This window comes from Steroidobacter sp. (assembly GCF_016790065.1).
Classification (GTDB): Bacteria; Pseudomonadota; Gammaproteobacteria; order Steroidobacterales; family Steroidobacteraceae; genus Steroidobacter.
This window is the reverse complement of sequence record NZ_JAEUPY010000358.1, coordinates 1-12,500: the sequence shown is the minus strand read 5'-3', so window position 1 is coordinate 12,500 and position 12,500 is coordinate 1. Positions and strand designations below refer to the sequence as shown.

At 59.5% G+C, this 12,500-nt stretch carries 11 protein-coding genes and 1 rRNA gene (1 of these 12 running past the window's edge); 7 read left to right on the top strand and 5 right to left on the bottom strand.

Annotation, left to right across the window (positions count from 1 at the left end; translation table 11 throughout):
• A 5S ribosomal RNA gene (rrf, locus tag JNL55_RS14920) occupies positions 1-65 on the top strand; it begins 51 nt to the left of the window's first position.
• Between the two features lie 120 nt (positions 66-185).
• Positions 186-350 carry a hypothetical protein gene (locus JNL55_RS14915; protein ID WP_293854759.1) on the top strand — a complete coding sequence of 55 codons (165 nt, stop codon included), beginning with the start codon at positions 186-188 and terminating at the stop codon, positions 348-350.
• A gap of 57 nt (positions 351-407) precedes the next feature.
• Here JNL55_RS14915 and JNL55_RS14910 read toward each other — a convergent pair whose 3' ends face one another.
• The 4 genes from JNL55_RS14910 to lexA are packed head-to-tail and all read right to left on the bottom strand — an operon-like array spanning position 408 to position 6,307.
• Positions 408-3,518: an error-prone DNA polymerase gene (locus JNL55_RS14910; protein ID WP_293854756.1), complete on the bottom strand. Its 3,111-nt coding sequence runs from the start codon at positions 3,516-3,518 to the stop codon at positions 408-410.
• Entirely contained in the window at positions 3,515-4,948 is a 1,434-nt protein-coding gene (locus JNL55_RS14905; RefSeq protein WP_293854753.1) for a Y-family DNA polymerase, read from the bottom strand. The genes JNL55_RS14910 and JNL55_RS14905 overlap by 4 nt, the downstream gene beginning before the upstream one ends.
• A gap of 9 nt (positions 4,949-4,957) precedes the next feature.
• Positions 4,958-5,608: a translesion DNA synthesis-associated protein ImuA gene (gene imuA / locus JNL55_RS14900; protein ID WP_293854750.1), complete on the bottom strand. Its 651-nt coding sequence runs from the start codon at positions 5,606-5,608 to the stop codon at positions 4,958-4,960.
• 27 nt (positions 5,609-5,635) lie between these two features.
• Positions 5,636-6,307, bottom strand: coding sequence for a transcriptional repressor LexA (gene lexA, locus JNL55_RS14895; protein ID WP_293854745.1), 672 nt, complete (start codon positions 6,305-6,307; stop codon positions 5,636-5,638).
• Positions 6,308-6,633: 326 nt separating this feature from the next.
• Here lexA and JNL55_RS14890 point away from each other — a divergent pair, with 326 nt between their 5' ends.
• Together JNL55_RS14890 and JNL55_RS14885 are read left to right on the top strand one after the other, a co-directional pair.
• A complete protein-coding gene (locus tag JNL55_RS14890) occupies positions 6,634-7,191 on the top strand; it encodes an RNA polymerase sigma factor (protein ID WP_293854741.1) in 558 nt (185 codons plus the stop codon).
• The gene (locus JNL55_RS14885) at positions 7,188-8,099 is read left to right on the top strand and encodes an anti-sigma factor (protein ID WP_293854737.1); all 912 of its coding nucleotides are present in this window, start codon (positions 7,188-7,190) and stop codon (positions 8,097-8,099) included. The genes JNL55_RS14890 and JNL55_RS14885 overlap by 4 nt, the downstream gene beginning before the upstream one ends.
• A 102-nt stretch (positions 8,100-8,201) precedes the next feature.
• Here JNL55_RS14885 and JNL55_RS14880 read toward each other — a convergent pair whose 3' ends face one another.
• Positions 8,202-9,245 (bottom strand): sigma-54 interaction domain-containing protein, encoded by a 1,044-nt coding sequence (locus JNL55_RS14880; RefSeq protein WP_293854734.1) that lies wholly within the window; start codon positions 9,243-9,245, stop codon positions 8,202-8,204.
• Positions 9,246-9,575: 330 nt separating this feature from the next.
• Here JNL55_RS14880 and JNL55_RS14875 point away from each other — a divergent pair, with 330 nt between their 5' ends.
• The 3 genes from JNL55_RS14875 to JNL55_RS14865 all read left to right on the top strand — a co-directional run.
• The gene (locus JNL55_RS14875) at positions 9,576-10,991 is read left to right on the top strand and encodes a nucleotide sugar dehydrogenase (protein ID WP_293854730.1); all 1,416 of its coding nucleotides are present in this window, start codon (positions 9,576-9,578) and stop codon (positions 10,989-10,991) included.
• A 36-nt stretch (positions 10,992-11,027) separates the two neighbouring features.
• A complete protein-coding gene (locus tag JNL55_RS14870; protein WP_293854726.1) occupies positions 11,028-12,233 on the top strand; it encodes a glycosyltransferase family 4 protein in 1,206 nt (401 codons plus the stop codon).
• A gap of 58 nt (positions 12,234-12,291) precedes the next feature.
• On the top strand, positions 12,292-12,500 hold a 209-nt coding region (locus tag JNL55_RS14865; protein ID WP_293854723.1), incomplete at its 3' end, for an HAD family hydrolase.

The window sequence follows — 12,500 nt, the reverse complement described above, 5'->3', positions numbered from 1 at the left end:
GTGAAAATGCTGTGCGCCGATGGTAGTGTGCCCTGCGGGCATGCAAGAGTAGGTCACTGCCAGGCTCTTAAATGAAGCAAAGCCCCGACGGAGCAATCCGTCGGGGCTTTTTGCTCAGGTGCGAACGGAACGCTGCAGCACAGCAACCTACCAATTGCTTCGTCAGTAATCAGGGGTTGAACAACATGAACACTCTGGAACGCCGTCGGCTGGTGAAGGCCGAAGTGATCGATGTGAAAGTGGCCAAGGCCGCGGTGAATGCCTCCAAGCGCCAGCGCGCTGAGGCTGCCAAAGCTCTTCGTAAAGACATGGCTGCTCAGCAGTTTCATCAGCTGCGCGCTGCCAGCTAACTCTTCTTTTTCTTAGTTTGTTCGCGAGCCGCGCCTGTCGCGGCCGCTGTCCGTTGCTTAGTGGAAGTCGCGTGACTTACGCGGCAACGTTCTCACCCAGTGAGAGTAGTCCTCCACTTCGGTCGCCACCACGTGCACGACCGACTCCACGCTCTGCAGTTCGCCGGTCACGACCATAAAGTTCGACTGCAAGATTCGCGGTCGATACAACTCGAAAATCGCCGGCCAGAAAATGATGTTGTTGATGCCGGTCTCGTCTTCCAACGAGCCGAAGATCACGCCATTCGCTGTTTGCGGATGCTGTAAATGAGTGACCAATCCTCCCACCCGCACTGTTCGGCCATGACGCATCGAGTCGAGCTCACGCCGGCTCGAAATCCCCGACGCGCGTAGCTTCGGCCGCAATACCGCCATCGGATGCCGGCCCGTGCTCAATCCCATCTGACGATAGTCCCGCTGAATTTCTTCCCATTCCGTCGGCACCGGTAGAGCTGGCGCTGGCTCGGTGGCTGCGTGCGCCGCCAATGCTCCCGGTAGACTCTCGATTCCCAATGCACTCCAAAAAGCTTGATTACGATGTTCGCTCAAGCTGCGCAGCGCGCCGCTCAATGCCAGCGCCTTGGTGGTTCGCGAATTCAATCCAGCACGATGAGCCACATCTTCCACTGAATTGAACGGCGCGATCGCTCGCGCGGCAACGATGTTCATCGCATCGCCTTCGCGCAGTCCTTTGATCAGTCGCATTCCCAAGCGAATCGCAAGCGCGTGTGCGCCGTTGGATTCGAGCGTGCAGTCGTACTCGCTCACGGTCACATCGACCGGCAGGACTTTCACTTGCTGCCGCTTCGCCTGCTCGAGCAATTGCGCTGGTTGATAAAAGCCCATGGGCTGACTGTTGATCAGCCCCGCGATGAAGGCCGCCGGATGATGGCACTTCAGGTAGCTGGAAAGATAAGTGAGCAGCGCGAAGGATGCGGAATGCGATTCCGGGAAACCGTATTCGCCGAAGCCTTCGATCTGCTTATAGATCTGGTCTGCGAAGTCGTGCGAGTAACCCTTCTCGTACATGCCTTGCTTCAGCTTTGCCTCGTACATCTCCATGTTGCCGCTGCGTTCCCATGCGCCCATCGAGCGCCGCAGCTCATCGGCTTCGCCAGGCGAGAAGCCCGCTGCAGTCACGGCAATCTGCATGACCTGTTCTTGAAAGATCGGAACGCCGCGCGTCTTCTCTAAAATGGGGCGCAGATCTTCGCTGGGATAAGGCACATCTTCGTCAGCCATATCCCGGCGCTGCAGGTACGGATGCACCATGCCGCCCTTGATCGGTCCGGGCCGCACGATGGCGACTTCGATGACCAGGTCGTAGTACTTCCTGGGTTTGAGTCGCGGCAACATGCTCATCTGGGCGCGCGACTCGATCTGGAACACGCCGATGGTGTCTGCTTTGCAGATCATGTCGTAGGTGCGCGAGTCTTCCGACGGAATCTCGCTCATTTGAGTCGGGCCGTGACCCGCAGAATCCAGCAGTTCGAAGGTTTTGCGCATGGCCGTCAGCATGCCCAGCGCGAGCACGTCGACCTTGAGTAACTTCAGCGTTTCCAGATCGTTCTTGTCCCATTGAATGATGGTGCGATCCGGCATGGCTGCGTTCTCGATGGGAACCAGCTCGCTGATGGGCTGCTCGGCAATCACGAAGCCGCCGACGTGTTGGGACAAGTGTCGAGGAAAATTCAGCAACTGCCGAACGAGTACGCTCAAGCGCTTCGCCACATCGCCATCCAAGTGCATACCTTGGGTGGCCATGTTGGCCTGCATCCGTTCCACGCTGTCCCACCAGGCGTGTTGCTTGGCGAGTCTGCCGACCATGTCTTCTGGTAATCCGAGAGCCTTGCCTACATCGCGGATGGCGCTGCGTGATTGATAAGTAATGACAGTGGCCGCGATGGCAGCGCGTTTACGCGAGTACTTTCGAAAGACGTGTTGAATGACTTCCTCGCGCCGCTCGTGTTCGAAGTCGACGTCGATATCGGGTGGCTCGCCGCGTTCCTCGCTGATGAATCGCTCGAACAGCGCCGAGATCAGCTCAGGCTTGACCTCGGTGATACGCAACGCATAGCAGACGACTGAATTAGCCGCCGAGCCGCGGCCTTGGCAAAGAATGGGCTTCTTGGGCTGGCCATCATCGTCCACGTCAGCGCGTGCGTACTCGACGATCTCGTGCACGGTAAGAAAGAAGTGCTCATATTCGAGGCGTGCGATGAGGCCAAGCTCTTTTTCGATGGTGGCGCGAATCGATGCGGGTGCGCCTTGAGGCCACCGATAGGCGACGCCGGCATCGACCAGGTTCCGCAAATGTTGGCTGGCAGTCAGTCCCGCCGGCACGATTTCCCTGGGGTACTGATATCGCAGACTGCCCAGTGAGAAGTGGCATCGCTCCGCGATGCGCAGCGATTCCTGCAGTAGTTCGGGGGGATAAAGCTCTTCGAGGATAGGCAGCGGCCGGAGGTGCCGTTCGCCGTTGGCAAATAATTTGTGGCCAGCCGAGGCTACGGTGCAGCCGTGACGAATAGCAGTCATCGTGTCCTGCAAGGGACGCCGCTCGAGCGTATGCATATGCACGTCGCCGCTGGCGACCAGAGGGATGTTCATACGATTGCTGAGTTGCTGCATCGTGGACAGATGCTCGACGTCGTCTGCCTGTCGATGCAGCTCGACAGCGATCCAACAACGTTCCGGAAACGTGTTTCTCAGCCATCCCGCCATTGAATTTTCCGGGTTGCGCGGAGCGACCCATAGCGCCAGGCACTCGCTGAGTTCAGCTGCCGCGCATTGGCTGCGAGTCAATTGATACTCGCCCTTCTTGGCGGCCGAGCGCGCCAAGCTGATCAGCTGACAAATTTGCGAGTAAGCAGCTTGCGACGGCGCGAGCAGTACTAGATGCATGCCGTCGGCAAGCCGAAACTCCGAGCCGACGATCAGCCTGAAATCGATTTTCCGCGCTTCTTCATAGGCACGGACCACGCCGGCCATGGAGCATTCGTCGGTGATGGCCAGCGCTGAATAGCCGAGATGGGCAGCCTGACAGATCAACTCCCCCGGGTGCGATGCCCCACGCAAAAACGAGAAGTTGCTGACGCAGTGAAGCTCGGCGTAACGAGGCGCGCTCACGACCAGAACCCATGCAAATGCCAGCTGCCGTCGTGCAGGTCCTTGAATATCCACAACGCGGCGCCTTGCTGAGTGCGAGCGATGAAGTAATCGCGCCGGACGTCGCCGCTATCCCACCAACCGCTTTCGATGCGCTCGGCGCCGGTCAAGGCTGGCATGCCGCTGAGTTGCAACGGCTTGGGTTCGGAGAGCAGCCACAGCGGCCGGTCTGGAGAATCCAAATGCTGTCGCGTTTCTTGAGCCGACGCTGTGGCCCAACCGTGTTCCGGGCGATGATCGGCGACGGCTTTCACGCCATGCACCTGAGCTTCGCCAAGGCGGGCGACGATCCGATCCAATGTGTGACCGAGCTCTTCGCTTTGCTCGGTTGCGCCGCTGAGCATGTCGATGTGCAGCCCGGTGGGCGTGGCGAATTCATCGGCTGACAATTCCAAAGCTACCGACGCCGACGGCAATACCGTGTGCTCGAGACGCTCGCGAGTCAGTGCAAGAAAACGTTCGCTGTTGCGATCGGGCATGGACAACCCGATGGAGATGATGGTAGCGACAGCATCGCGATGAACGAAACGCAATGTGAATTTTTGCGTTCCCGTATCGCGCGCACGTAGAAAGCCGACGAACTCTCGCAACATGCGTCGTAAAGGAAACAGCAAAGCCTCGGTGCTACGAACTTCGGCCTCGAACTCGAAGCGCGCGTGATACTTCGGCGGCAAGCGATAAGTAGGGCGCGGATCGGGCGCAGCGCCGACCAGCCGATCGAGGTAATCGCACACCTCGGGCCCGAAACGCTTGGCAACGCCATCGCGAGGCAGGGCCACTAACAAGCCTACCGTTCTTACTCCCACTGTTTGCAGCTGCTGAGGAATCCAAGGGTCGAGATTCAACCAGTTCACTGACACGGCTTCGATGCGCGCGCGTAGCGCAGTCGTGGTGGTGATAGCGACGCGAACGCCGGTACGAGCCAGTAATGCCGAACCTTCCAACGTCGGTGAGATGCCTAGTTGATAGCTGTAAGAGAGTTTGCGCAGCTCGATTTCCAATTGTTCGATGAGTTTACGGAAGCCACCGAACAATCGCAGACTCGCGCCGATCTCCAGCCATAATGCCGTGGAGTGGGCTCGCTGCAGGTCGGCGAAGACTTCGCCGATGATGACTGTGCCGCTGAACTGATAAGCCCAAGCCGTCAGTCGTTCCAAGGCGGCTTGTTCGGCGCTGAGCCGGCGCTCCAGCGCAATCACTTCAGGCAGGATGGCGAGCACCGTGGTGAAGTTCATCTCGGACTTCAAGCCAACGCGCTCGGCCGCGGGATTACAACAGACGACGCAGCGGACACTGCCGGTCAGAACCGTGACTACGGTAGGGCTCTCGCTTTGCTCACATTGCAAAGCTTCCAGAGGCAATTGGGGTAGGGTGATACAAAGCCACAGCATGACTGTGCATCACTCTGCAACGGCGATGCCGAGCGACATGCCTGCGCGCGCACCCCGGCACTTGACCACATCGATGTTCAATAGACCGTCAGCGCTTGTTTGTAAGCGCAGGCGAACCGCGGCAGGCGAGGCTTCTCGAGCTGCGCTCGGTGGGCGATAAACAAAGCCAATGCTGCTGCCGGCCTCGGCGGCCAGCTGTAGCCGCCGCACTTCGCGGTCGCGGATGGTCAGTGGCCACGCCAGCACTGCGCCAAACGATTTACAGCGCAATGTTTGTTCGGCGGACCACAGAATATCGGTCGCGTTCTGGGCGCGAATGATCCAAAAATGCTCCAGCCGCAGCCCATGGCGAAGCAGGGCTGGAGCGAACGGAATATAAGGCGGCGCGATCATGGCGACGTGCCGCTCGCTGTGCGTGATCCTGGCCAACGCCGGCATCAACAAACGCAGCTCGCCGATGCCATCCTGCATGGGCATCAACTCCACCACCGTGCCCGATTGCCAGCCGCCACCGGGCAGCACGGCATCGAGCTGGGCCGAGCCGCTGGGCTCGACTCGCAACGGCGGGCCTTCGCGGCCGTTACGGCACAGCCGCGCCAGTTGTTCTAATGTTTCGGCACGAGACTGAAAAGGGGACGGATTTAATTTCTCCTGAAACATGGCGGTGAGCTTGGAGTCATTGTGAAATTAAATCTGTCCCCTTTTCAGGGGCAGGGTGGTGCGAATCACCCCCACTGCCAGTCCTTCAATGGACAATTCCTGTTCACGCAAATCTATTTCGATGGGTCGATAGGCGGCGTTGGCAGGTTCCAGCCGCACCATGTGACCTTGCCGGCGGTAGTACTTCACCGTCGCTTCGTTCTCATCGACTAAGCGGGCGACCACGATCTGGCCGTTGCGGACTTGGGATGTTTGCTGAACCGCCAGCAGATCCCGATCCAGAATGTCCGCGTCCTTCATGCTGTCGCCTCGGACGCGCAATAAAAAATCGGCGCGCGGTTTGAATAGCGACGCATCGACAGTGACATGCTCTTCTATATGAGAAGCCGCGAGGATGGGCGCGCCGGCGGCGATCCGACCTAACAACGGCAAACTCATCGCCGAGCCCGGTGCCAACAAATGCGCTGTCGCTGACGCGTTCGGGAATGAATCGCGCAGCCGAATGCCACGAGAGATGCCGGGCAGCAGTTCGATCGCGCCTTTGCTTTCCAAGGCGCGCAAATGCTGGTCGATGCCTTGGCGATTTCTGAGCCCCAGGCCCTCGGCGATTTCTCCACGGGTCGGCGGCAACCCGTCGCTATCCATGAAGCGACGGATAAATTCCAATACTTCCAATTGTTTGCGTGTGAGGTCGGACATGGGATTCGGCGGCGTGCCCTAGCCAGGGCGATACCAGACAAACGTCTGGTAAGGAGTCTAGGATCCTTTCCGCGGCACCACAAGCGCCATGATGAAACTGAATAAGACTGCCAAAAAATGTGATCGAGTTGGCGGACACATCGGGCAATGAATCCCTTCGGTGGCGCCGGCGCGAATAAGTGGTTGCGAGTATCCCTTAACCACTCATTAACAACTGGCGAACTGAAGTGACCGTGTCCGCTATACTCCCGGCTCCATACTCTTCGCTCATCGCACTGACTAACGACGATGCGACGCGAACCACATCAGCTCAGAGCCGCCCGCGAATGACGGACTCCGTACTCGCTCGAGTCGCACAAGGAGATGCGCGTGCTGTGCACGAGTGCATCGATCAATTCGGCAGCCTCATATGGTCGATAGCGAGACGTCTGACTCGTACTCGCGCCGATGCCGAAGATGCCGTGCAGGAAATTTTCACCGATGTCTGGCGCAGCGCCGGACGTTTCGATCCGAATCAGGGATCTGAGAAAGTCTTCGTTGCCACCATCGCACGCCGTCGTTTGATCGATCGCATGCGACGTGCCGCTCATCAAGCGCGCACCGAATCCACTGACGATATCGATTCGCTGGGGTTTGCCGATTCCGGCAACAGCGCCGAAGTCTGTGCCGAAGCTTCGGCAGCGGCACGCGCGGTGATGCAATTACGGCCCGAACAACGACAGGTGCTGGAACTCGGCATCCTGCAAGGATTGAGTCACTCGGAAATCGCCGATGTGTTGCAAATGCCGCTGGGTACAGTGAAAACCATGATGCGGCGAGGATTGATTCAGGTGCGTGAGTTGATGGGTATTCAGAACCCTGCCTCCGATGGGGTGCGCTCATGAGCAACTCAGTCATGCAGAATCCCCGGTTGGTGGAACTGCTGGTGCAGCGGGCTGTGGATGGCTTGAACTCGTCGGAGCGCGCCGAGCTGAAGCAGCTGCTCACTGCAGAGAAATATACCGATGCCGGCCGGTTCGAATATACCGCCGCGTCGTTGTTGCTGGCCGGCGATGTGGAGAATCACGTCCCCGAAGAAATGCCGGACAGTTTGCGCGAACGTTTGTATGCGCAAGCGGATACGGTCGCAGCTTCGATGCCGCCGCCGGCGCGTCAGAGTGCTTCGCAGCCACGAGTCATCAGCATTGCGGGCCGTTCACGCACGACCACCGCGACGCCGGCGGTCAGCACTCCTGAAATCGCCAAACCGGCACCGTCTCGCAAGTCGTCTTCTTGGCAAAGCAAAGTGGGTTGGTTCGCAGCCGCTGCCAGCGTGCTCATCGCCGTTGCTGGCTGGTGGCCGCGCTTACAGACTGGCGGCGATCCGACTATCGAAGTGCCGATTGCCAGCACGTTGGAACAAGAGCGCCAGCAACTGCTCGCTCAGCAAGGTGTGCTGACTCGGACCTGGCAGACGACTCAGGATCCAGCGGCCAGCGGCGTGACCGGCGATGTGGTTTGGGATCCGCGTACCCAGAATGGGTATCTGCGCTTCCGTGGTCTGCAGGCCAACAACGCGGACGAGTTGCAGTATCAGTTGTGGATCTTCGACGGCACTCGCGATGAGCGCTATCCGGTCGACGGCGGGGTGTTCGACATTCCTCCCGGTCAGGGCGAAGTGATCATCCCCATTACCGCCAAGCTGGAAATCCGCAATCCCGCGATGTTTGCTGTCACCATCGAAAAGCCCGGCGGCTCGGTGGTCTCCAGCCGCGATCGCATCGTGGTGCTCGCCCCGGTCGCCGCGGGCTGATCCGATCTAACCCATTCACCGCCCAAAAAACATCGGCCCTCCAAGAGGGCCGATGGCGGTCTGGCCAGGTCCGTCTCTGGCGCTGGTCTCAACTCTGAACGGTCAACTCACCATGGGCACGCTGGCCGCCACACCGGGAATGTGACGGCCGATAGTCTCGGTGCCTTCGGTGCGTTCGCGGGCGTAGCTGTTCAGCTTGTTATAAAGAGTCTTCAAGCTGCAGCCGAGTACCGCGGCGGCGCGGCGCTTGTCGCCTTCGCAATAATCCAACGTGACTTCGATCAATGAGCGCTCGGCTTCGTCGAGTCGCGAGCCCAACGGCACGTGCACGCCGGCCGGGCGAGCCGCTTCGACAGGTTCGACGACATGCGCGGGCGTGGTGATCGAAAGATCCAGCTCGAGCATTTCATCGGCGAGGATGAAGCTGCGCTCCACCGTGTTTTTCAACTCACGCACATTGCCTGCCCAGCGGCGCGTGCCCAGCGCTTCCAGGAAACAGGGTGAGAATCCTTTGGTCACATCGCTGGTGCGATTGAGCGTGCTCAGGAAGTATTCCGCCAGCAAAGGGACATCGCCGGGCCGTTCGCGCAGCGGTGGAATGTGCAGCGGGAACACCGCCAGTCGGTACATCAAATCTTCGCGCAGCTGGCGATTCGCGACCGCTTCAGTGACATTGCGATTGGTCGCTGCGACCACGCGAATGTCAGTCTTGATTTCTTGCGTGCCGCCGACGCGATAGAAACGTCCTGTCTCCAACACACGCAGCAAGCGCGTCTGCATGTCCAGCGGCATCTCGGTGACTTCGTCGAGAAACAATGTGCCGCCGGTGGCGCGTTCGAACACGCCTGCGTGCGAACGAGATGCGCCGGTGAAGCTGCCCTTTTCATAACCGAATAATTCGGCTTCGATCAGCGAGGCAGGAATCGAACCGCAGTTGATGGCCACCAGCGGCCCTTGCGCGCGATGACTCATGTTATGGATACATTCGGCCACTAGCTCTTTGCCTACACCGCTTTCGCCCATGATCATCACAGTCGCTTCGGTCGGCGACACGCGTTTGATCAAGCCGAACACCTGGTGCATGGCAGGCGAGCGCCCGAGGAGGTTGCCGAGACCATGCTCGTGCAGCGTAGTCGGTGCGTCCACTGTGTAATCTCTCCCCAGAAAGTCGAACCAGAAAGTCGAACCGGGTTTTAGTTCGTCGAGTGTGAGATGCAAATTCTTCAAGCGCAAGCGGAGTTCCGTTGTAAGAATGTTTTTTCCAACTTGTAAAAGTAGGGAAATTCCAGCGTCGAAATCGTTGACGCAACATTTCGCTAAAAACCCTAGGAATAAAGCGCTCGCAGTGCATCGTAGAGTAGTGCCAAACGGCTCGATGTGGACCGCGGCAATAGCGGCATAGAACTTGCCATTCTCCGGATGGAACCGCGCGTCACTGCTAAGCGTCGCTCGGTACTTTCAATACGGAGACAAGTGATGTCGTTGCAGATCGATAGTGTGAGCGCCGAGGCGCGTACTCGCCGTGGATGGACACGGGAGAGCGCGCAGGAAGAAGAAGTTGCACCCGGCTCACCGCGTCGAATCAGCGTTTTCGGCTTGGGTTATGTCGGCGCCGTGTCGTTGGCCTGTCTGGCGCGCGACGGTCACGAAATGTTCGGTGTCGATATCGATCCCGGCAAGCTCGAGCTGTTGCGCCGAGGCCAGGCGCCGATCGTCGAGACCGGTATCCAAGAACTGACACGCGCCGTCATGCGGGGCGGCACGGTGAGCGTCACCGACTCGGTACGAGATGCGATTCTTGCCACCGACATTTCTTTTGTTTGCGTGGGCACGCCGGCCCGTCAGAACGGCAATCAGGATCTTGCCGCCATCACGCGTATCGCCGAACAGATCGGTGCCGTGATTCCGGAAAAGGCCACTCGCCACATCATCGTGATCCGCTCCACGGTCAAACCCGGCACCATCGATGAAGTCATCAAGCCGGCTATCGAGGCGGCCTCAGGCCTGCAGGCGGGGCGGGATTTCAGCCTGTGCTTTCAGCCGGAGTTCCTGCGCGAAGGCACTTCGATCAATGACTACGACAATCCGCCGTTGACGGTAGTAGGCGCCGAAGACGACTACGCCGTCGAGGCGTTGCGGGGCATGTTCGGTCACCTGCCGTGCGAGTTTGTGCACACCTCGGTGCGTACCGCCGAGATGCTCAAGTACGCCTGCAATGCATTTCATGCACTGAAGGTGACGTTCGCGAATGAGATCGGTCGCGTGTCGCAATCGGCTGGCGTCGATCCGCACGAAGTGATGAAGCTGCTGTGCATGGATCGTCAGCTCAATATTTCCTCGGCCTACCTGCGTCCGGGCTTTGCCTTTGGCGGCTCCTGCCTGCCCAAGGACTTGAAGGCGCTGTTGTATCTGGCCAAGAACAACGACGTCGAATTGCCCATGCTCAGCAGCCTGCTACCCAGCAATGCCGCGCACATCGAGCATGCGGTGGAGCGGGTACTCGAGAGTGGGCGCCGATCGGTGGGCATGATCGGGCTGAGCTTCAAGTCCGGCACCGACGATTTGCGCGAAAGTCCCATGGTCGTCATGGCCGAGCGTTTCATCGGCAAAGGCCTGCCGTTGTGCATTTTCGATCCGCAGGTGAATGTGGCGCGGCTGATCGGCGCCAACCGACGTTTCATCGAAGAAAGCATTCCGCACATCGCCTCGTTGATGACCACCGATCTGGACGCGCTGGTGCGCGATTCGGATGTGCTGGTGGTGGCGATGAAGACGCCGGAAGTGCTGGCAGCACTGCGTGAACACACGCGTCCCGAGCAAATGTTGCTGGACATTGCGGTATTGCCGGATCGCGACGCCTATCGCGCCGGCTACCAGGGCGTGTGCTGGTAGCGGCTCATGGGAAATGCCGAAGAACAGGCCCAAACGATGGCTGACGGAGTCGCCGTCGCGCGCCGCCGGCGTGTGTTGATCATCGTCGAGAATTTGCCGCTGCCGTTCGACCGTCGCGTCTGGCAGGAAGCGCGCACTTTGCATGCTCACGGCTACCAGGTGTCGATCATCTGCCCCAAGGGCAAGGGCTACGAAAAGAGTTTCGAAGAACTGGATGGCGTGGCGATCTACCGTCATTCCATGCCGTTCGAGGCCAGCGGCGCGCTGGGCTATGCGCTCGAGTACAGCTGGGCGCTGGCGGCGGAGTTCGCGTTATCGCTGAAGATTTTCTTCACGCGCGGCTTCGACGTGATCCACGGTTGTAATCCGCCCGACATGATTTTTTTGATCGGCGGTTTCTACAAGCTGTTTGGCAAAAAGTTCTTGTTCGACCACCACGACATCAATCCCGAGCTGTACGAAGCCAAGTTTCAGCGACGGGATGTGTTCTACAAGTTGATGTTGGCGCTGGAGCGCTGGACCTTTCGCACCGCCGACGTGTGCGTGGCCACCAACGAGTCGTATCGCAAGATCGCCATCGAGCGGGGTGGCCGGCAACCGAGCAAAGTGTTCGTGGTGCGCAGTGGCCCGGATTTGCGACGACTCAAACAATTGCCGCCGCAGCCCGAGCTCAAGCAGGGCCGCAAATATCTGGTCGGCTACGTCGGAGTGATGGGGCGCCAGGAAGGCATCGACGGCTTGCTGGCCGCGGCTCATCACATCGTGCACGACATGGGACGCAGCGACGTTCATTTCGGCTTGGTGGGCGGTGGCACGGAGCTCGAGGCGATGAAAAAGCTCGCTCAAGAGTTGCAAGTGGCCGACTACGTGACCTTCACCGGTCGCGTGCCGGATGCCGAGCTGCTGGCGATGCTCAACACGGCGGACGTGTGCGTGAATCCCGATGTCGCCAACGAGATGAACGACAAGTCCACCATGAACAAGATCATGGAGTACATGGCGCTGGGCAAGCCCATCGTCCAGTACGACCTGACCGAGGGGCGGGTCTCGGCGCAGCAGGCGTCGCTATACGCCAAGCGTAACGATCCGATCGACATGGCAAGGCAAATCGTGGCGCTGCTCGACGACGAGCCACGCCGCAAGCAGATGGGCGAGTGGGGCCGCGAGCGGGTGAAAGACGCCCTGGCCTGGGAACATGAGGTGCCGCGCCTGCTGGCGGCGTACGACACGCTGTTTACTTGAGGTCGACGTTGAGGCGCGAGGGAGCGGGGAGTTCTTGGGCGCCGGAAGATACAATTCGATGCGATATGTGGTGCTAGCCGCAGGCTTTGATGGAACGCTGGCTCGCGATGGGCGTTGCGACGAGCGTTGCGTCGACATATTGCGCGAGCTATCTGCCACCGGGCGCAAGTTGATCCTGGTGACCGGTCGCGAGTTGCGTCGGCTGTTGGAAGTCTTTCCTGAAGCGCGCCTGTTCGACTACATCGTCGCCGAGAACGGCGCGGTCCT